The sequence below is a fragment of the Companilactobacillus nodensis DSM 19682 = JCM 14932 = NBRC 107160 genome (genome assembly GCF_000615905.1).
GTDB classification, from domain to species: Bacteria; Bacillota; Bacilli; order Lactobacillales; family Lactobacillaceae; genus Companilactobacillus; species Companilactobacillus nodensis.
This window is the reverse complement of the sequence record NZ_BAMN01000001.1, coordinates 23493-43482: the sequence shown is the minus strand read 5'-3', so window position 1 is coordinate 43482 and position 19990 is coordinate 23493. Positions and strand designations below refer to the sequence as shown.

Genomic DNA, 19990 nt, shown 5'->3' with positions numbered 1-19990 from the left:
TCAAAAATACAACTCTTATATTAACATGTATCCGGCATCATTTCAAACCGTTCAAGGGAATCCGTCCAAATAAATACCTATATCTCATTACAAATTTAATTGTTTTTTATATGGTATAGAATTCTGTGCGCCTTGCGTCTGTACGGTTAGTGAAGATGCTTTGCTAGCAATAATCATAGCGCTTTCCAAATTTGACAGATCATGCTCTAAATTAGCAGCTAAATAGCCAATAAACGTATCACCAGCCGCAGTCGTATCAACTGCGTTCACCTTAAAAGCATTGACAAAGCCACTTTTATCTGACTCGATGGAATAAAACGAACCTTTGGAACCAACAGTGATCAAAACTGTCTTAACTCCAAGAGCATGCATCTTAGAAGCAGCTAATTCCATAGAATCTTCATCCACAACTTTTACTCCAGTTATTGCTTCTGCCTCTGTCTCATTTGGAGCAATTATATCAGTAAGCTTCAACAATTCTTCCGGTATGTTAGTTTTAGCAGGTGCTGGATTCAAAATTGTAACTACATTATTAGCTTTTGCAATCTTAAACATCTCGACAGTTGCAGGAATTGGCGTCTCAAACTCAGAAATAACACAGTCAGCACCCTTGATTGTTGCTTCTGCATTGTGAATATCATCAACAGTGATAGTCTGGTTAGCACCTCCATAGATCAAAATACTATTCTGACCCTTGTCATCCAAAAGAATATAGGCTTTACCTGTTCCGGCTTTTTCATCCATCGTCACGTGATCAATATCCAAATTGTCTTCTCTAAAAGTATTTAACATAAAATCGGCCGCATGGTCTTGTCCGATCTTGGAAATAAAAGAAGTTTCGGCACCAGCTCTGACTGCAGCAATTGCTTGATTAGCTCCTTTACCACCACCAGCTATGGCGCGGTCGTGCATTGCCATTGTCTCACCAGGTAATGGCAAACGTGTGATATTTAAAATCGTATCGATATTAATTGATCCCAATACAACAATTTTCTTCATGGTATCTTCACCTTTTTCTGTAATAATAAGTAGTAATATTTTAACATAGCTAAAATGGTAATTACGTTTATCTACATTATATATATTAGAGGAGTTATATCATGGCACATATGTGATATTTTTTATACTTTTTTGGAATATCAGTTGTGATATACTTTGGTTGTAGCAAGTTACCACCCCAATCAGGTGACTTGCTGTATCCGTATTTTAGATATCTGCCTCTAGCAAAAAGGGCTCAATTCCACCGCCGGAATTGAGTCCTTTTTCTTCTATATTATTATTTGCTATTAACGTCGAATATATAACTGGAAGAATAGAACGGTACGCGATAAGCACGATAAGCATAAGCCTTCGATGAGGCATTCTTCATTGTCACATTGAATACTTGATTACCTTCAGAATCAACTTCGATAATATTACTTTCCTTACCGTTGTCCTTAAATCCGAAGTCGATCAAAGTATTGCTATTCGATTCACGCTCAGCAAAACCAATGATACTTGTAAAATTGGTTTTGCCAAGGTTCTTACCATAAGACCACATATTCTTAGTGTCAATACGATATTCAATCGCCTGAGAATACTTACCAGAAGTCTTCTTATCACCATTAGTTACATCGATATTATTGTCATACAGAATTACATCTTCACTATCACCATCATGCTTCAACAAATATAGTCCGTGTTGACCGCCAGTAATAGTTGTACCTTGAGTCGGCGTAAGAATCTTATCTCGATATTTCTTCGGCCACGTAGCCTTGGTTTTACCACTATATATCCAGATGATCTTATCCGTCTTATAATCTAGTTTTATTATCATGTCCTGATTACGTCCAGAGATCATAATACTGTTGTCAGATTCATCATAGTCAACCGAATTCTGATGGAACCAATCAATCTTACCATCTGAACCCGCTTTGTATTTCTTATACATTGAGCTTGGTAGGATCCTCTTCAAATCAACAACCTTTACTACTTTTCCCGTCTTATGTGAGATTTGAACCATGACATCTTCTTTATACTTAGATCCGTCACTAACAGTTGCTAAGATATCATGATTTGGTAATTCTAATAAATCGTGATGGATCACAGTTGTTTCGTCTTTAGCATTACCAGAATCATTTGATTTCGTTCCAGGATCAAAGCTGTATTCCTTATAAACTCTGCCTAATACGTCCGTTTCAATCAAGTCATTATAAACTCGTGAGCTTTCTTTTTTCTTAGTTAAAATCAACATATGACCATTAGAAATTTGTTCAATCGTATGTTGCGAATAATTAGTTGAATACCAGCGGACATTACCATCAGCGTCGATGGCAAATGGTTCTTTTGTCGTTCGATTGATTATCGTTAATTTATTATTACCTATATCCATCTTCGACTTATCAGTATTCTTGACAGTAATAGTTGCATTCTTAATATACTTAGGAAGTGCACCCGTCTTGATTTGAATCGTCTTAGTGGCAGTTGTTCCATCTTTATAGGTAACATTTATTGTCACATTGTTAGTTTTATTGGCGTACAAGCAACCACAGGCACTTGATGAGTCGTTGAATATCCATCATTAACAGTATTTGTAACATCAGTTCCATCGCTCTCTCCCTCAACTGTGTAAGAAACTTTGGCTTCTTGATCTGTCTGAAAAATGACAAGTGCCGTCAAAGGTGAGGTCTTATAAGGATTTAACTTAACATATGGATCATCTAAGGTTCTTGATTTGTCCTTAACTATCTTTTGGTAAGTTTGAGTTAAAGCAGACTGAGAATTTTCTCGCGTCTGGATCAATTTTGAACCAACGTTTTTCTTAATTTGTTCCGTGCTTAATATTTTTCTATCTACATCACTGGAACTAGTTTTAGAGCATGCTACTGCAATTAGCGACAAAAACGCCAAAAGAACAGTAACAAAAGCTAGTTTCTTCCTCAAATTGCATACTTCCTCTCTTGCTTAATACATAAAACATTTGTACTTTTCCACTATAGAATAAAGTCCCTCTATATGTACTTACAAAAGGCTATGAGTTAACTAAGAAACTCTTATATTTGAGTATCAAAATGCTTGTTTTTAGTTTTGATTCACATTTGGAAAAAGTCTCTTACAAAATGTGAATCAAAATACTAGTCAAATGATAGTATTATATAAATTGTATTAAAGATAGATACTTCGTATAGATAAACACACAAATTAAAAATTGCAAAAAAGTTCTACTGGCATAGAACTAAAGCAAAAGAACTAAAAAAGAATCTTCACAGCTGGCACTGCGAAGATTCACACACACACAATATAAAAGAATTAATTAATTATCCAATTGTAGAAGTAAATGATTGTTCAACAACATCAACCATTGAAACATACATATCTGGTGCTACACGAACGAATGGAATACCTGCATGAGTATAAATGGCAGTATCTGAATACCACTTTGTACCGGCAGCAAGTTTAGTTTTACTATTTTCCTCGAAATTATGATTGTAGACGGAGACATCGTGATCTTCGGCTACTTTTATTGTTTCGGGGCGTTTTTGTACAAAAACTATCCTCTGAACTTAAATAATCGTTAGCTGATACTTGATAGTAGTCCTTACCATCGATCGTTCTAACATTACTTACTGACCAAGTACTGTTATCTGGCAATGTTGAATCTGTTTCGTCACCTGAAGCATTGTACAGATTGGCTGAATCTGAACTTACTTGGACTTTGTAACTTGAACTTACACTTTGAGCTTGGGCAGTAGTTGCTGGTGCAACAGCTGCTCCGGTACTTAATAGAGCCATAGCTAATAAAGCAATCGCATTTTTTTTCATAATAAATTTCCTCGTATAAATAGATTTTTTGAATTTTTAAACAAAAAATACACACAAAACAAAAATGAGCACACAAAAAGTTCTACTGGCATAGAACTAAATACACACACAATAGTACTAGTTGACATTTTGTCTAATATTATTGTTAACCTTATAGTACAAAATTTACTAAACAATATCAATACATATGGTCTATTTATTGTTATAAATATTTTCATAATTTGCGTTAAAAACAAAAAGGAACAGGATTTGGGCTAATTTGCTCAAAATCCTGTTCCTTTTTGTTTGTATTTTGTTTAAGCCATTTTGTCTAACAATTTGACATCATCAGATAATTTAGCAAAATAATAAGCCGCATCCCTAAGTTCACGGTATTCTTGAGTATGCTGATCATCGTTTTCGATTGCTTCAGCGGCGTAATAATGCAAATAATCTACAAAATATGTCGTATGTTTTGATTTTGCAAGCTCAATCCCTTTATTACTAAATTCCTGAGATTTTTTTAGCATTCCTAATTCAACATATGCTCCCGCCAACGATTTACATATATAAATCAATTCGATTTCGTTCGCATTAGGAATTTGCAAGTTTTCCTTAGTCGCACTTTCGATCATTTCAAAATAATATTGAGCACGATCCTTGTGCCCTTGCTTCATATAATTCATACCCTTAAATAAATAAGTTAATAATGTATAAACGTCATAAACATCTGATTTGGTTAGTTGCAGAACCTTGTCTAGAGTAAATAGAGAGTTGTCATAGTCATTATCGTAATATTCCATTGCACCTTTGATCAGATCAACCTGTTTCAAATCATTATCACTCAACTTGCTATGTAGCATCGATAACTTTTCGGATATCTCACCGGTGTTATCCAATAGTAAGTCACGTTCCAAGGAATCTAGAATACTCTCCTCCTCCGAAGTAGAGTTACTGGAAAAATCACTAAAGACATCATTTAGGCTCAAATCCAGTTTTAGACATAACTTAGTTAAAATATTTACTGTTGGAGAAATATTATGTTTTTCGATCTTACTGATCGTATTCTGTGTACAAACATCTGCAGCTAATTCTGTCTGTGTAAGATGCATACTTCTGCGCTTATCATAAATAACTGATCCTAAAAACATTCTCTTCACTCCTATTATTGAGATGACATTATTATTAATAATACCACACAGGATATTAAATAGTCCTTTTATGAATATTAAGTTTTTTTCTACCTATATTATGTTAATATTCAGTTACATGAAATGATTTACATTGGGGGCTCTTTTATGTTTTCTTTTATCACAAATTTAGAATTATTTTACATTTCATTTGAATATAAGTAAGCAGAGAATATCATATAATGATTTATTTAAACACAATATCCTATCAAATGATGGATTTTATAAATAATATACTTTTCTTCTTATTAGTATTCATTATAATCCCACAAACAAGATCAAAGCTAAATGTGATACTGGCCATTGTGGCTAGTATCACATTTAGCTTTATAGACCTATATCATGATAGTATCGGTATTCTTTTACTGGTCGTGTCGTATTTCTTTTTATTCAGTCATTATAAGCCAAAATTGATCAACCGCGTTCTTTGGTTACTGTTAAGTATCTTCACCTGCGCATTCTCACAAAGCTTAGCTGGCCTGATATCTATGAAAGTATTCAACTACCAGCAGCAAATGATATCTATGTTAATAACCAACGTAGTTCTCAATTACATCTTTGCTTTAATGATAGTAACTACTGGCATTATTATATATCGCCGACTAAGTAAGTTCATTAATTTTACTGACCCTATTATTATTACGATCATCACTTCAGCTATCGCAATTTTATTAATTGGCTTCATAACTTTTACAGCCGTTTCCAGAATGCTTGACGTGCAACTAGAGTACATGCAGACAAACGTTGTTCTTACCATAATCATATTTATTTTCATTTTTCTCGGAACTTTGTACTATATTGCTGGATACCTTAAACAGCAACGTGCGATACAAGAATTGGAAAGAATAAAAGAAAACAACATCTATATCAAAGAGCTGGAAGAAAACTATGATGAAATGCGTAAGTTCAAGCATGACTACAAAAACTTGTTGTTATCCTTATCAGTTATCTTGAAGGATAAGGATGACCAACACGCCAGTGACAAGATCGATGATATCTTAAAGGATTCAAACATAGACATTCATGATGCTTCAAAATTGAACAATCCTAACTTATTTAAGATTAAAGACGAGTTGGTTCGAGGAATTATCATTAGTAAGATCATTACGGCTAATAATGAAAACATTCTAACCTCAACTGAAATCTCACCTAATGTGAATATTTCAAGAAGCTATTCGGTAACAATTACCCGGATACTGGGAATTTTATTTGACAATGCTATTGAGGCCTGTCGGAAACGTCAACAACCAATTCTAAAATTTGCTCTGATCGATGAAGCTGATTACACCGAATTCATAATTTTAAACAACACTGCTCCCAATACAAAAATTGATTTAAATAAAATTTTTTCTAACGGCTTTTCTACCAAAAAGAATCACAGCGGCATTGGCTTAGCTAATGTCCAAGAACTAGTTAATAAAAAGCCCAATTTCTTTTTACAAACAAAGTTTGAAGATGACGAATTCAGCGTCATTTTAACGATTGAAAAGGAGAATTAGATTTTGTTAAACGTTGCTATATGTGAAGATAACCTGGAATTGATCAATGTTTATAGATTGATCTTCAAAAATTATATGAAAGACCATCCCGAACATGAAATGCGGATCGTTATTTCTACTGGTAATCCTACTGAATTTGAGAACTACATCAAGTACCGTAGTGACAATAACGACATGTTTTATCTGATCGATATTGAATTTGCTGATTCTCAGACCAAAGGAATCGATTTAGCAGAAGAGATACGCAAACATGACGCGACCGCTAAGATTGTTTTTATTACTACACATGAGGAATTAGCCTACTTAACGTTTAAGCGAAAAATCGAACCTCTCGACTATATCAAAAAAGAAGATGGCATCAAGTCTATGAATGATTCCATCTACAAAGACCTCGATCTTACATTCCAACGTTTGCATGAACTCAATTCACAACGTCGCAAAATGTTTCATTATAGCTTAGGCTCTAGAGATTATACGATCGATGTAGCGGATATCAACTACTTAGAGACCTCTTCCAGTTCTCACAAGGTATTTCTTCATACGTTAACAGAGATCACCGAATTTCGTGGTAACCTGAATACAATTGAAGAAGAGTTTGCCAGTTTGTATCGCGCACACAAGAGTATCTTAGTTAATCTTGACAACATCCATTCTGTGGATTCACTGAATAAGATGATCTATTTTAACGATGGCTCGAGCTGTGAGGTATCCAGACGTAAATTACCCGGTCTTAAACGAAAAATGGCACAGTAGAAAACTACTGTGCTTTTTTTATCGTCAAATTTAGAATGCTTGTGTGAAGCTCTCTGATGTAACTTCATAAAATGGAACATACTCATCTGTAGCTACCCTTGCGAATGGCATACCGGAAGAAGTATAGATGACTGTATCTGAATACCAATATGTATTAGATTTGAGTGCAACTTCTGTGCTCTCTACAAAGTTGTGATCATAAACTGGAACTTGTCCGCTGGCATCAGAGACACCAATAACTTCAGGACGCTTCTGATACAAAAAGCTCTGTTTTGAATTCAAATATTCATCTGAACCAACACGATATAGCTGTGTATTGTTTGACTCGTTAATAATATGACCAATCTTCCAAGTGCTCTTATATGGTAGAGTTTCACTTAGATCACTGCCTGTTGAACTGTATAAATCTGCAGGGTCAGCACTAACTTCAGCATAATATCCAGCGCTAGTTACTGATTCTGCCTTAACATTACTGTAATTCATTGAAGAAAATCCAAGGAGAAGCAAAGATACTATCACTACGATAATAGTTTTCTTTTTCATTTTTCTGTCTTCCTTTATCTTAGATTACAGCAGATTCTATGCGGATTAATATCAAAATACAAAATATTTGCATACAATAAATTAAATTTTATTTTTAAAATTATAATTATTGTACATTCTGTCGACTATTTTTAGATATAAACCAACTTATTATTGAGTTTTAAAGGAACACTATTCATTAGCTGAGATAAATAACTTTACTTTTAAGAGAATAAAAAAATAGAAATGCTATTAAGCATTTCTATTTTTGAGTTTTATGCGGGTAAGAAGATTCGAACTTCCACGGAGATAATTCTCCACAAGATCCTTAGTCTTGCGCGTCTGCCAATTCCGCCATACCCGCATCACTGACGTACAAGTAGTATTTTACATTTCCTTAAATTCAATTACAAGTGTCTGATTAATAAATATTACTTAGATACTAATATTTTTTACAAATCTCAACTTACCACGGCATTTACCACAAACATATCTTCTAGTATTAATCTTACGTACCCTTCGGTAAACAGTGTGACAGTTAGTACACTCATAAACACGAAGTGTCTTGTGCTGATTAGAATTATTCAGTGTTGGCGCAAATCTAAGTCCCCCTACCTGTGACAATAATGCTTTGAACTCATGATCCTTATGTTGTGAAGGCATCCCTGAATTGTACAAATGATAGTGACAAAGTTCATGCTTGATAACACCGATCAATGTATCCATTCCATATGCTTGATAAATCTTGGGATTGATATCAATATGGCGGTCCTTCAGATGAAATCTGCCACCAGTAGTCCGCAATCGATTATTAAAAAAAGCTTCGTGAATAAAAGGCTTCCCAAAATTTTCTTGGGAAACCTTTTTTATTAGAGCTGTTAATTCTTCATCAGTCATTAAATTTGTGTCATCTTTTGGATGTACTTAGAGAACTTATCCATGTTCTCATCTTGAACTTGTTCTGCTTCGTTAAACTTCTTACGATCGATTGTTTGATCTTCGTTGATACTATCAGTCATTTCTTGACAAGCATCAACGTACTTCTTGAATGAACTTACGAGTGACATATGTGTACCCATGAATCTTGCGGGTGCCTTAGCTTTTTCAAATTTACTTAAAATATCAGCATATGCTTCTGTTCCATGTTTGAAGTCGTGCATGATCTTTGTATATTCAACAGAATCGATTTTTTCTACTTGATCACGATCCAAGGCCTTACGTAACTTATCAAATTCTGGATTCAACTTATCTTGTTCATCTTGAATAATTTGAACAGAATTGTTGATCAAGTTTCCATAAATCATAGCTTTCTTTTGTGTTTGATTCATTATTATTCTTCCTCTTCTTTTAAGGTTTTTTCGGTATAAATATCACGTTCGATTGTAAATCTCGGACGATGTTTAACTTCACTGAATATTTTACCAACGTATTCACCGATAACACTGATACAAATTAACTGTACACCGCCCAGTGCCCAAATCGAGATCATCATTGATGACCAACCGGAGACAACGTGTCCATTTATCTTTTGTACCACCGTATAGATCAACAAAAAGATACTGATCAAGACAATGAAGAATCCTAATCCCATAATCATTTTGATCGGTACGATCGAGAATGAAGTAATTCCATCCAAGGCAAACTTGATCATCTTTCGTAACGGATACTTAGACTCACCGGCAAAACGTTCTTTTCTAGCATAGTACACTTTGTCAGATTTGAAACCAACTAATGGCACGATGCCACGTAAAAATAAATTAGTCTCTTTGTAACTCAATAACACTTCACAGGCACGCTTACTCATCAGACGAAAGTCTGCAGAATCAGGAACTAATTTGACTCCTAACCAACCCATGAACTTGTAAAACATTTCAGCAGTATTGCGCTTGAAGGCACTGTCAGTATCACGATTATTTCTAACTCCATAGACCACTTCAGATCCAGCGATGAATGAATCGACCATTTTAGGAATTGCATTAACGTCATCTTGCAAGTCAGCGTCGATCGTAACTACTGCATCTGAATCCTTTGAAGCAGCAGTGACCCCTGCTAATAATGCACCTTGATGACCAAAGTTACGACTCAATTTAACTCCGCTGACAATTTCGTTTTCTTTAGAAAACTCATCAATCAAATTCCAAGTCTGATCTTTACTTCCATCATCAACGAAAACGATTTTACTATTCGGAGCGATCTTATCTGACTTAATCAAATTAGTAACTATTCTAGTTAATTCTTTGGTCGTCTCATGGAGTACTTCTTCCTCATTGTAGCAAGGCACAACGATACTTAATTTAAACATTGTGTGACTTATTCCCCCTCCATTTTTGGCTTATCAACTGCACAACTGTGTACAAGCCAACACTACCCAAGATGGCAATAACCGGCACTAATTCCAGTCGATATCTACCTTGCACTTCGATCAATAGCTGCACGACAGCATAAGCCATCAATGTTAATAGTAATAAGTATATATTATTACTGAATTTTATTTTGAACAATCGCAAGGAACCGATCCACGAGAAGATTATCAAAATAACTGTTCCCATGTACGCAGCCCTTCGCATCAGCCCAGTGGCTTTAGCAGAATGTACCTGATCAAAACCAGTGAAATCCGTTGCAGTCGAATTCTGAGCCCAGAGAGTACTGTTCTTACTCCAGAGCAGACTGAACCACTTGTGATTGGTATTGAGATAATTAATGTTCTCATGAATTACACTATACTCTTTTTTACTCATAGTATCTCTAGTGTCCTTCAAGTCAAACCGGTCAACCATTGCCTGGTCATAAACACCTCGAGAATTATAGTCCAAACCAATAACGAATTTCCATTCTGAGTCACGATTTGATAAGCCATATCCATTCAATCCCGATGACTTGATAGCCATACCGGCACCGCTGAAGACCACGAAATAAATAGCTAACGTTAATAACAACTTCCAAATGGCATCGACATGAAATTTATTATTACTTATTAATAAATAAATAACAGCAAATACCACGATTCCAGCGATAACAACCGGTGCGATTGGACGAATGATACTTCCCAGTCCTAAGGTCAATCCCGCTAATCCAAATGACCAATACTTGTTCAGCATGATCAGATAGAACGTCACTAAGAACAATAGCATTCCCAAGTATTGATTATTAGTCTGACTATTTAAGGCAAACCAATCAAGATCGATCATCAATAACAAGACTGACAAACGTGCCATCTTGACGTTATTAAATATCTTCACGACTAGCTGATACATAACCAATAGGATCAATGCTTGATACAAGACATTCAACAACTGGATAGCAATAATATGATGACCGAATATCTTCACAACAGCCATAACATAGACTAGGAAGCCAGTTTGGTAAGCCCATTTAGCAAAATAATCATTATCCATCTGATAAATACTCTTACCAGACAAAGCTCTTGGAGCATTGTGCCAAAAGGCTTTGAAATCACTGAACTGAGTCTGTGGTACTAACTTGATCCAGATGATCGCCACGATTGCGAAGATAGCGATTAAGGTAAATAAGACCAGTCGATTCTTGATCGGATCAGCGTCCGAAATTCGAATCAGCACTAATGCCGCCAACAAAACTAAGATAATTGCACAAATAAGAACCAGTATGTTCAATACTGGTCCAGAAGTTAACGCATTTTTCCCAAAATAAATTACCATCTGTACGAATACTACAGATGTAAATATCGCAACACAAACTAAGACAATCTTACTAATAATACTTTGAAATTTGTTAAGCATAGTTCCCTCTCGTTCCTCTAACTACAACTAAATTGCAGTTTCGTCGGTATGAATGTGTGTTGCCACGTACTCACCCAACTTTTTGATACATCCCTCAATGTTCTCCATGCTTGAAGCATAACTGAAGCGAATGTGACCTTCTCCGCCGATTCCGAAGTAACTGCCAGGAAGAATTGCCAAATGTTCCTGCTCCAAAACATCAAAGCATAATTTGACATCATCTTGTTCTAAGCCTTCGGGAATCTTACCGAATAAATAAAAGGCTCCATCTGGATCTGGACATTCAAAACCTAGTTTGGTTAAGCCAGCAGCCAGAACATCACGTCTTCGACAATATTCTTCACGCATCTTAATCGAATCATCTAATCCATTCTTATAAGCCTCTAATGCAGCAGCCTGCGTAATAGAAGTTATTGAAGTTGTAGCTAATTCATGGATTTTGTTGATCTGAGAAATAATTTCAGCAGGCCCACAAACAACTCCAAATCTCCAACCAGTCATTGCATGTGATTTTGACAATCCATTCAACAACAATGTTTGCTCAGGTAAGAACTTGGCGAAGGCTCATGTTTAAAATTATAAGTCAATTCACTATAAATTTCGTCACTTAATACAAAGACATCGTATTTTCTTAAAACATCAGCCAATCCAGCCAACTCATCATGTGTATAACTGACACCAGTTGGATTGCTTGGATAGTTGAATAAGAAAATTTTGATTCTTGGATGTGTTCTCATTATCTCATCTAAAACATCTGGAGTGACCTTGAAACCAGTCTTAGAAGTATCAATATAAACCGGTGTAGCACGATTAAAATTGGCATCCGGTCCGTAGATAGTGAATGAAGGAGAAGGGATCAGCACTTCATCCCCCGGTTGCAAAATTGCATTGAACGCAGAGAATACACCTTCAGTAACACCCGTGGTCGCAATGATCTCAGATTCTGGATCATAGTTCAAATCGTATTTGGTATGTAAGTAGCTAGCAACAGCATTCAATAACTCATGGTCACCTTCAGGAACAGTGTAATGAGTTTTGTTGTCTTCAATTGCCTTGATTGCGGCTAATTTAATGTGATCCGGCGTAGTAAAACTTGGCTCACCGATGGTCATATTGATGACGTCCGGTATGGCCTTGGCACGGGCATTAAACTTAAAGATATCTTGTTGCTTGATGGCTACCACTTCGGGTTTCATTAAGGATAAAATATTTTTCTTCATGTTTAAACACCTCTTTGCGCACATTTTATCATATCTTGTCTACTTACAAAAATAGACATTCAAAAAAATGAATGTCCAAATATGAAATTCGTTATGTTTGACTATTTATCAAAAACAGTGTAAGGAGTTCTACGTTTGTGCGCAGTCTTCTTGTACCAGTTTTCGATAATCTCGGCACTCTTCTCAGGAATATCTTTTCCTTCAAGATAATTATCAATGTCTGTATAAGATACACCAAGAGCTTTTTCATCTGGAAGGCTTGGACGATCTTCTTCAAGGTCAGCCGTTGGTGTCTTCTCATAAAGATTCTTTGGAGCATTTAGCTTTTCTAACATCGCACGACCTTGACGCTTATCTAATCTGAACAATGGTGTGACGTCAGCTGCACCATCACCGAACTTAGTGTAGAAGCCCGTGATATTCTCTGCCGCATGATCAGTTCCTACGACAACGCCTTTGTTGTCACCAGCAATGGCATATTGAGCAATCATACGAGTACGAGCCTTGATATTACCCTTATTGAAATCAGTGATATTGAAACCATTGGCCTCAACAGCTTCGACCATGGCATCTACACTGTCCTTGATATTGACACGTGAAACAAGATCAGCACCCATCCACTCGATAGCTTGCATGGCATCTGATTCATCAGCTTGTTCACCATAAGGCAAACGGACGGCAATGAACTTGTAATCCGCATTACCAGTTTCAGCACGCAACTCTGTCATTGCCATTTCTGATAGCTTACCAGCCAAGGTAGAATCTTGTCCACCGGAAATTCCTAATACTAGTGTTTTTAAAAAATCATGATTTAATAAGTAATTCTTCAAGAAATCAACTGAACGACGAATCTCTGCCTCAACGTCTATTTCAGGCTTCGTACCTTCGTATTCAATGATTTCTTTTTGGAGTGGTCTCATTTGTTAGTCACCTATTCTAATGTTATTTACATCGTTACGAATCTTTTCGATATATTTCATCTTATGACTGTAAAGTTTTGATGACAAGTCAACCGGATAGATTTGTGGATTCAAGATACGTTTATATTCATCCCACAATGAATCAAGATTCTTAGCACAATAAGCTCTGATATCTTGAACACTTGGACTTTGGTAAACTTGCTTACCATCTTCAAAAACATCGTGCAATAATGGCTCAGCTTGGAAGTCTTCCACAGTCTTATTAATGTATGTGTATTGTGGATGGAACATGTATAGTGATGAGTGCTTACGTGGGTCTTCATTCCAAAGTGTAACGTAGTCACCTTCGGATTTATTATTCTTTTGATTATTTGTTATTCTCCACACTTGTTTCTTACCAGGTGTAGAAATCTTAACGGCATTACTTGAGAGCTTCAAAGTATCCATCATGTTGCCACGATTATCTTCAATACTTACCAGCTTGTACACTGCACCAAGAGCTGGTTGATCGAAGGCCGTGATATTCTTAGTACCGATACCCCAGACATCGATCTTAGCATCTTGCATCTTCAAGTTAAGGATGGTCTTCTCATCCAAGTCATTTGAGGCGTAGATCATAGCATCAGTGAAGCCAGCTTCATCTAATTGTTCACGGACACGCTTAGAGATATAAGCCATATCACCAGAATCAATTCTGACACCTTGGAAGTTGATCTTATCACCCATTTCTTTGGCAACCTTGATGGCACTAGGAACACCACTCTTCAAAGTATCATAAGTATCTACTAAGAAGACACAATTCTTGTGTGTTTCAGCATAGGCCTTAAAAGCCTCATATTCATTACGGTACGTCTGAACTAACGCATGGGCATGTGTACCTGAAATAGGAATACCAAAGAGCTTACCGGCTAATACGTTACTTGTAGCGTCAAAACCACCGATATAAGAAGCACGACTACCCCATAGAGCAGCATCGACTTCTTGAGCACGACGTGAACCGAATTCTAGAACGGGATCATCGCCGCAGACAGTCTTGATTCTAGCAGCCTTAGTTGCTACTAGAGTTTGATAATTGATAATATTCAATACAGCAGTTTCGATCAACTGGCATTGAGCTAGTGGTCCTTCAACTTGAAAAATCGGTTCTTCATTGAAGACCAGATCGCCTTCTTTGGCTGAACGAATCGTGCAGTTAAAGGTCATATCCTTTAGCCAACGTAAGAAGTCTTCATCGAATTCTCCGTATTCACGTAGGTATTCAATATCTGAATCTGAAAACTTAAGATTGTTTAGGTAATCAATAACATGTTCCAAACCAGCAAAAATGGCATAACCATTATCGAATGGCAGATTTCTGAAATAACATTCAAAAACCGCCTGACGATTATGGAGCCCTTTCTTCCAGTATGTATACATCATATTCAATTCATAGTAATCAGTATGTAGAGTTAAACCTTCGTCTTGGTATTGGGTCATCATGTCTCCTCGATTTTTTTGGTAACAAAATTTACAGTATTTATTTTAACATGAATACTTAAAGTAAATTGTACCCTTTGTCGACTAATTCAGCTAATTTTTCAATCGAGTAATTTTCACGACTCTCTTGATACAATGCTAAGCCCTTTTGATTCAAAGTATCATTTCTCCAGTCATGATAAGCATCTTCTAATGCCGCAATCAGTTCATCTTCATTCTCTGATTCAACTAGCCAGCCAGTGGTGTTGTTGATGATCTTATCAGTTGCGCCAACATTCGTTGCCACTACTGGACGTCCATAATAGGCCGATTCTAAGTAAACTGTTGGCAAACTCTCAGACTTAGATGTCAAAACTGAAATATCGCAATCTTCATAATAGTCACCTGTATTTTCTTTGAAACCAACGAATTCAACCTTTTCATTGAGATCCAGATCATTGACCATCTTTTGTAATTCTGACATCAATGGACCATCACCAACCAATGTCAAACGATAATTGAACTTGACCTTACTCAAAGCACTCAATAATAACTTGTGATTCTTGACCTCGACCAAACGGGCGACTTCCAAAATATTAAAAGTATTGTGTCTAATAGGAAGTGGATTAGAATTCGAAAAATCAATAGCATTGAATACTTCAAATAACTTGTCATCAGGAATTCTTAACTTATCAAAGTAAGACTTCAAACTTGGATTCATGTAAAAAAGAAAATCCGCCTGCTTCAATGCATGAAGATTGAGTTTGAGCATCACCTTACCTTTCAAACCTGAAAAGTCGATTCTTGGATCTGAATGGACCGTGATCGCCCACTTAGCATTAATTTTCTTGTGGATCAACGAAACAATATAATTTGCTCGAGGACCGTGGGTGTGAACAATATCGATACCATTATTGTTGATATAAGCAATCAGTGGCTTTAATATTGATAGATCAAAACGTTGCTTCTGAGGCATTACAGCAACCTGCAAGTTGTTTTCACGTGCCATCTTGGCAACAGGACCATCTTCAAAAGTTAACAAACTAGACTCAGTATGAGTCAGCTTCTGTCCCTTCATCAAATTAACAATATAAGTTCTTGCTCCGCCGTCTTCGTTACCAGCATTAATATGTAAAACCCTCATAGCACACCTCTCAAATTAATCTTTCTCGTGTATAATAATACAGTAAAGGAGAACGGTATGCACAAGAATAGAGTAAATATTTTGGGTACAGAATTTGACAATTATACTGAGAAACAATTTCATAAGTATCTGAGTGATGACATGGACGGTCGATCCAATCGCTTCATCGTCACACCTAATCCAGAAATTGTCCTCTCAGCACGTGAGAATCAAGAATTCTCCAGCATAATCAACAGTGCCGATTATGTTATTCCTGATGGTATAGGAATCATCAAAGGCGCTAAGACATTGGGCACTCCGATGCACGAACGTATAACTGGTTTTGATACTTTGATGTTTTTAATAAAAGCTGCTAATAGAAAACAACTCAAAGTTTATCTTCTTGGTGCTAAGCCAGAAGTTATCGAAGCTAGTGCTAAGCGCATCGAACGTGACTTCCCTGAGATTGACCTAGTTGGTTATCATGACGGATATTTCAAAAACGACCAAGAGATCGTCGATGACATCGTGGCTAAAAAGCCCAATATTGTCTTAGTAGCACTCGGATCACCTAAGCAAGAATTCTTCATCGATAAGTATCGTTATCAAAATGACGCTATTTGGATCGGTGTTGGTGGAAGCTTCGATGTTTTCTCCGGAACCAAAAAACGCGCACCTAAAATATTCCAAAAATTAAGTTTAGAATGGCTATATCGTCTATTAAAAGAACCAACAAGATTTGGCCGTATGCTAGCAATTCCTAAGTATATGAGATTGGTCAAGGCAGAAAAAAAGAACTCGGAAAAATAATTTTCCAAGTTCTTTTTTGTTTTATTCATTTACGCCGATCGTATACGGATCGTCATTTGTTCTTAAGAAGATTCTGGCATTGAACATTGCATATGCCAAAATTGAAACAAAGTAAATACTTACTGATGGAGCCTCAATAACGTGTCCAGTTAGAAGTGCCATACCAAATCCTAAGACGACACTTGCAACCAATAATGCCCACTTAAACGACCACATGTATATAAACTTGCGGAAGAATGTGCCTATCAAGTAAATCAAACAATACAGCAATGGAGCCATATAAACGATTGTCCCCAAGAATCCAAATTGGAAGAAGATATCGATGTAATCCATCTCAACCAACTTAGCATTCTTAACTTTCTTGAAGTTAGTAGCATAACCCATTCCAAATATCTTTTGAGCAGGTGTTGCTTTGGAGAAGTTACCGGATGCATTCTCGAAGTAAACTGTACGACCACTCAATAGATATGACACGGTCTTATTAGTCTTAACATACTTCTCTTGATCCTTGGTTAGACCCTTCTTGGTCTTAGCCTTCTGCTTCTTATCCTTAATCATCTCACTGTGCAATTCTGCCGTTCTGGAGACTGCCATAGCTGGATAGGCTAAGAAGATTCCGCCAAGTGTTATAACTAGTATACCGGCTAAGAATGCCATCATCTTCTTATTAGCACCACGCCTGAAGAATTGGATGATTGTCGACAAGATACCCATGCAGATTCCAAAGATAACTGCGATCAATGAACCCTTAGTACCGATCAACAAGGCAGAGTATGCGGCTAAGATAATCGTTATCCAGTAATAAATTCTGGTCCATGTGTCGATTTTTTCGAGTGCATACCAAATCATAATTGGGAATGTGATCGAAACGATCGCACTCAATTCATTCGCAGCGAAGAACCAGCCACTCTCACCCAACTTATAATATGAATATGAGCTAAATGAACTACCCGTGAAATGTGCAACTATCATAATGATACTGACAATATTGATGGCATAAAAAATTGCCCTGGGGAAGAGACGATTAATGATTCGATCCTCAGCTAATTCTTCAAAAGCGTAGAAGTATCCCAGTAACATAACAGGATAATAAATACTCTTAGCTAATGTTGTTAGTTCTAGTGATGGAACAAATAGTGTTTTCGTTTTGAAGTTAATGACTAAATTTATGATCGACATCAATGCCAACAAGACAAAGTAGCCGATTATCATGAAGCCTTTTTTATTATCACGATTTAATATCAAATAGATCAAGAGGTAAAAGACTGTCACAGCCATAACGATCATTCGAATAAACACACCAAATGTTACATCCATGTGCATTCGCATCATCAAACCAGTGATAGAATCTAATATCGGTTGAAATACGATATACAGCATCAGGAAGATGCTATATTTTTTTACAAAGCTCTGCATAAGTGACTCCCAGCTAAATATTTTGAAACGATTTTGTTATTATATTACCTTAAATTACATACAAAAAATATTTGAACTTATCTTTCTAAGTAAAACTCGAATCTGTCCCCTGCATATTGTGAGCGAACATATTCGAATGGACGACCATCGTCTAATGTCGTTACCTGACGCACACGAAGGATTGCTGAACCGCGTTTAACTTTTAGTAGGTTCGCTATTTTTTCTGATGATAACATGGCTGAAACGGTTTGTGTAGCATCGCCTAATCTCAATCCCGCTTTGTCCTCTAATGCCTTATACAAAGAAGACGTAATGTCTTCTTTTCCCAAATTACTAACGATCGTTGTAGGTATAGTTGTAACCTCAAAACAGATTGGTTGATCATCGGCATAACGAATTCTTTCCATTCGTAATACTTGATCACCATCTTCTAGTTTGAGCTTTTCCATCTCACTCATCGATGGATCAGCGATGTGATAAGAAACCGTCTTACTTGATGGTTTCTTACCCTGACCCTCTGTGATCTCAGTAAAGCTAGTTGTACCAGACATTTTCTCTTGAACCTTACTGCTGGCAACGTAAGTACCTGAACCAACTTGTCGTTGTAAGATTCCCTCATCTACTAAAGTTTGAATTGCTTGTCTGAGAGTCATACGGCTTACATCAAAGTCTTCAGCCAATTTGCGCTCTGAAGGTATTCTTTCACCAACTGCCCACTTGCCTGATTCAATTTCTTTTTTGATTCGATTATGTATTTGAATGTAAACTGGAACCCTCATGTTTGAAATTCTCCTTTTGAGCAGTAACGTGCTTTATGCACTAATAGATTGATTATACCGTAGTTCTACCAAATAATAAAAAAAAGGACCGATAAAATCGGCCCTTTTTTTAAGTATTGGGTTAGCTGGATTCGAACCAGCGCATGACAGGATCAAAACCTGTTGCCTTACCGCTTGGCTATAACCCAATTAATGGAGGGGAGTGGATTCGAACCACCGAACCCGAAGGAGCGGATTTACAGTCCGCCGCGTTTAGCCAGACTTCGCTACCCCTCCATGTCTTGTCTTTACTCGACTTAATAATATTACCGAAAATATTTAGACATTTCAAGTGTTTTTTTATATTTTTTTAGTTTTTATATTGCCGCCTACGGAAGGCAGGAATTACACCTGCTGTGGGGCCGCTTCAGCCGAAGTACGGGCTTCCGACTCGACTTGAAGCCGTGAAGTTCACACGTCTACAAGCTCGACCCATGGCCTAAGCTGACATAAATCGTCAGCTAAAGCCATTTCACAGCTGGTTCCATTCCTGCCCTCCTCCGGCTAAATTGATCCTTACACCACAAGTTTATTAACCGAATCCACAATAATACTAATAAACAAAATAAACTACGACATGCTGCATAACCCAATCCTTTTATATTGTGAATAAGTATGCTGAATAGCAGGCTGGAGGTGGAGATAAATTGCACCAGCAGTGAAAGTGATGTAGAACGGCGGTCTTCCCGTTCGTACATCACTGGACGACTTTTAAGATTTGCGGTT

18 protein-coding genes, 3 tRNA genes and 1 pseudogene are annotated in these 19990 nt (G+C 36.7%); 3 read left to right on the top strand and 19 right to left on the bottom strand.

Annotated elements, in window-relative coordinates; all coding sequences use genetic code 11:
* Nucleotides 1-87: 87 nt before the first annotated feature.
* From rbsK to JCM14932_RS00165, 4 genes and pseudogenes are all read right to left on the bottom strand, one after another.
* Nucleotides 88-999, bottom strand: coding sequence for a ribokinase (gene rbsK / locus JCM14932_RS00180; protein WP_025023072.1), 912 nt, complete (start codon nucleotides 997-999; stop codon nucleotides 88-90).
* 277 nt (nucleotides 1000-1276) lie between these two features.
* Nucleotides 1277-2922 (bottom strand): annotated as a pseudogene (locus JCM14932_RS13955) (aryl-sulfate sulfotransferase).
* 537 nt (nucleotides 2923-3459) lie between these two features.
* The gene (locus tag JCM14932_RS00170) at nucleotides 3460-3801 is read right to left on the bottom strand and encodes an SLAP domain-containing protein (RefSeq protein WP_025023071.1); all 342 of its coding nucleotides are present in this window, start codon (nucleotides 3799-3801) and stop codon (nucleotides 3460-3462) included.
* A 296-nt stretch (nucleotides 3802-4097) separates the two neighbouring features.
* A complete protein-coding gene (locus JCM14932_RS00165; RefSeq protein ID WP_025023070.1) occupies nucleotides 4098-4931 on the bottom strand; it encodes a helix-turn-helix domain-containing protein in 834 nt (277 codons plus the stop codon).
* 527 nt (nucleotides 4932-5458) lie between these two features.
* On the opposite strand from JCM14932_RS00165, the gene JCM14932_RS00160 reads away from it, so the two are divergent.
* Nucleotides 5459-6469: a sensor histidine kinase gene (locus tag JCM14932_RS00160; protein WP_025023069.1), complete on the top strand. Its 1011-nt coding sequence runs from the start codon at nucleotides 5459-5461 to the stop codon at nucleotides 6467-6469.
* A 3-nt stretch (nucleotides 6470-6472) separates the two neighbouring features.
* Nucleotides 6473-7222, top strand: coding sequence for a LytR/AlgR family response regulator transcription factor (locus JCM14932_RS00155; RefSeq protein WP_025023068.1), 750 nt, complete (start codon nucleotides 6473-6475; stop codon nucleotides 7220-7222).
* A gap of 30 nt (nucleotides 7223-7252) precedes the next feature.
* Here JCM14932_RS00155 and JCM14932_RS00150 read toward each other — a convergent pair whose 3' ends face one another.
* From JCM14932_RS00150 to JCM14932_RS00105, 11 genes are all read right to left on the bottom strand, one after another.
* Nucleotides 7253-7765: a hypothetical protein gene (locus JCM14932_RS00150; RefSeq protein WP_025023067.1), complete on the bottom strand. Its 513-nt coding sequence runs from the start codon at nucleotides 7763-7765 to the stop codon at nucleotides 7253-7255.
* Between the two features lie 257 nt (nucleotides 7766-8022).
* Nucleotides 8023-8108, bottom strand: a tRNA-Leu gene (locus JCM14932_RS00145).
* 71 nt (nucleotides 8109-8179) lie between these two features.
* A complete protein-coding gene (locus JCM14932_RS00140) occupies nucleotides 8180-8641 on the bottom strand; it encodes a SprT family protein (protein ID WP_025023066.1) in 462 nt (153 codons plus the stop codon).
* Entirely contained in the window at nucleotides 8641-9072 is a 432-nt protein-coding gene (locus JCM14932_RS00135; RefSeq protein ID WP_025023065.1) for a hypothetical protein, read from the bottom strand. Before JCM14932_RS00135 ends, JCM14932_RS00140 begins: the two co-directional genes overlap by 1 nt.
* A 2-nt stretch (nucleotides 9073-9074) precedes the next feature.
* A complete protein-coding gene (locus tag JCM14932_RS00130; RefSeq protein ID WP_034542259.1) occupies nucleotides 9075-10046 on the bottom strand; it encodes a glycosyltransferase family 2 protein in 972 nt (323 codons plus the stop codon).
* Nucleotides 10039-11502, bottom strand: coding sequence for a glycosyltransferase family 39 protein (locus JCM14932_RS00125; protein ID WP_025023063.1), 1464 nt, complete (start codon nucleotides 11500-11502; stop codon nucleotides 10039-10041). Before JCM14932_RS00125 ends, JCM14932_RS00130 begins: the two co-directional genes overlap by 8 nt.
* A gap of 27 nt (nucleotides 11503-11529) precedes the next feature.
* A complete protein-coding gene (locus JCM14932_RS17340) occupies nucleotides 11530-12030 on the bottom strand; it encodes an aminotransferase class I/II-fold pyridoxal phosphate-dependent enzyme (protein ID WP_268870349.1) in 501 nt (166 codons plus the stop codon).
* Nucleotides 12027-12722: an aminotransferase class I/II-fold pyridoxal phosphate-dependent enzyme gene (locus JCM14932_RS17335; RefSeq protein ID WP_268870348.1), complete on the bottom strand. Its 696-nt coding sequence runs from the start codon at nucleotides 12720-12722 to the stop codon at nucleotides 12027-12029. Before JCM14932_RS17335 ends, JCM14932_RS17340 begins: the two co-directional genes overlap by 4 nt.
* A gap of 101 nt (nucleotides 12723-12823) precedes the next feature.
* On the bottom strand, nucleotides 12824-13642 hold the full coding sequence (nadE, locus tag JCM14932_RS00115) for an NAD(+) synthase (RefSeq protein ID WP_025023062.1): 819 nt from the start codon (nucleotides 13640-13642) through the stop codon (nucleotides 12824-12826).
* 3 nt (nucleotides 13643-13645) lie between these two features.
* A complete protein-coding gene (locus JCM14932_RS00110; RefSeq protein ID WP_025023061.1) occupies nucleotides 13646-15121 on the bottom strand; it encodes a nicotinate phosphoribosyltransferase in 1476 nt (491 codons plus the stop codon).
* Nucleotides 15122-15176: 55 nt separating this feature from the next.
* Nucleotides 15177-16241 (bottom strand): glycosyltransferase family 4 protein, encoded by a 1065-nt coding sequence (locus tag JCM14932_RS00105; protein WP_025023060.1) that lies wholly within the window; start codon nucleotides 16239-16241, stop codon nucleotides 15177-15179.
* 57 nt (nucleotides 16242-16298) lie between these two features.
* Between JCM14932_RS00105 and JCM14932_RS00100 the strand changes: the two genes are divergently transcribed.
* Nucleotides 16299-17030, top strand: a complete 732-nt coding sequence (locus tag JCM14932_RS00100) for a WecB/TagA/CpsF family glycosyltransferase (RefSeq protein ID WP_025023059.1) — start codon at nucleotides 16299-16301, stop codon at nucleotides 17028-17030.
* 21 nt (nucleotides 17031-17051) lie between these two features.
* Here the strand turns inward: JCM14932_RS00100 and JCM14932_RS00095 are convergent, their stop codons facing one another.
* The 4 genes from JCM14932_RS00095 to JCM14932_RS00080 all read right to left on the bottom strand — a co-directional run bounded on the left by JCM14932_RS00095 (nucleotide 17052) and on the right by JCM14932_RS00080 (nucleotide 19501).
* Nucleotides 17052-18446, bottom strand: coding sequence for an O-antigen ligase family protein (locus JCM14932_RS00095; protein WP_025023058.1), 1395 nt, complete (start codon nucleotides 18444-18446; stop codon nucleotides 17052-17054).
* 77 nt (nucleotides 18447-18523) lie between these two features.
* Nucleotides 18524-19225, bottom strand: coding sequence for a GntR family transcriptional regulator (locus JCM14932_RS00090; RefSeq protein ID WP_025023057.1), 702 nt, complete (start codon nucleotides 19223-19225; stop codon nucleotides 18524-18526).
* 116 nt (nucleotides 19226-19341) lie between these two features.
* Nucleotides 19342-19413, bottom strand: a tRNA-Gln gene (locus JCM14932_RS00085).
* 5 nt (nucleotides 19414-19418) lie between these two features.
* Nucleotides 19419-19501: transfer RNA gene (locus tag JCM14932_RS00080), tRNA-Tyr, on the bottom strand.
* Between the last annotated feature and the right edge of the window lie 489 nt (nucleotides 19502-19990).

Excerpts from the sequence above, each read along its gene's own strand:
- rbsK (WP_025023072.1), bottom strand. The coding sequence starts at position 999 with ATGAAGAAAATTGTTGTATTGGGATCAATTAATATCGATACGATTTTA.
- JCM14932_RS00170 (WP_025023071.1), bottom strand. The coding sequence starts at position 3,801 with ATGAAAAAAAATGCGATTGCTTTATTAGCTATGGCTCTATTAAGTACC.
- JCM14932_RS00165 (WP_025023070.1), bottom strand. The coding sequence starts at position 4,931 with ATGTTTTTAGGATCAGTTATTTATGATAAGCGCAGAAGTATGCATCTT.
- JCM14932_RS00160 (WP_025023069.1), top strand. The coding sequence starts at position 5,459 with ATGAAAGTATTCAACTACCAGCAGCAAATGATATCTATGTTAATAACC.
- JCM14932_RS00150 (WP_025023067.1), bottom strand. The coding sequence starts at position 7,765 with ATGAAAAAGAAAACTATTATCGTAGTGATAGTATCTTTGCTTCTCCTT.
- JCM14932_RS00140 (WP_025023066.1), bottom strand. The coding sequence starts at position 8,641 with ATGACTGATGAAGAATTAACAGCTCTAATAAAAAAGGTTTCCCAAGAA.
- JCM14932_RS00135 (WP_025023065.1), bottom strand. The coding sequence starts at position 9,072 with ATGAATCAAACACAAAAGAAAGCTATGATTTATGGAAACTTGATCAAC.
- JCM14932_RS00130 (WP_034542259.1), bottom strand. The coding sequence starts at position 10,046 with ATGTTTAAATTAAGTATCGTTGTGCCTTGCTACAATGAGGAAGAAGTA.
- JCM14932_RS00125 (WP_025023063.1), bottom strand. The coding sequence starts at position 11,502 with ATGCTTAACAAATTTCAAAGTATTATTAGTAAGATTGTCTTAGTTTGT.
- JCM14932_RS17335 (WP_268870348.1), bottom strand. The coding sequence starts at position 12,722 with ATGAAGAAAAATATTTTATCCTTAATGAAACCCGAAGTGGTAGCCATC.
- nadE (WP_025023062.1), bottom strand. The coding sequence starts at position 13,642 with ATGAGACCACTCCAAAAAGAAATCATTGAATACGAAGGTACGAAGCCT.
- JCM14932_RS00110 (WP_025023061.1), bottom strand. The coding sequence starts at position 15,121 with ATGATGACCCAATACCAAGACGAAGGTTTAACTCTACATACTGATTAC.
- JCM14932_RS00105 (WP_025023060.1), bottom strand. The coding sequence starts at position 16,241 with ATGAGGGTTTTACATATTAATGCTGGTAACGAAGACGGCGGAGCAAGA.
- JCM14932_RS00100 (WP_025023059.1), top strand. The coding sequence starts at position 16,299 with ATGCACAAGAATAGAGTAAATATTTTGGGTACAGAATTTGACAATTAT.
- JCM14932_RS00095 (WP_025023058.1), bottom strand. The coding sequence starts at position 18,446 with ATGCAGAGCTTTGTAAAAAAATATAGCATCTTCCTGATGCTGTATATC.
- JCM14932_RS00090 (WP_025023057.1), bottom strand. The coding sequence starts at position 19,225 with ATGAGGGTTCCAGTTTACATTCAAATACATAATCGAATCAAAAAAGAA.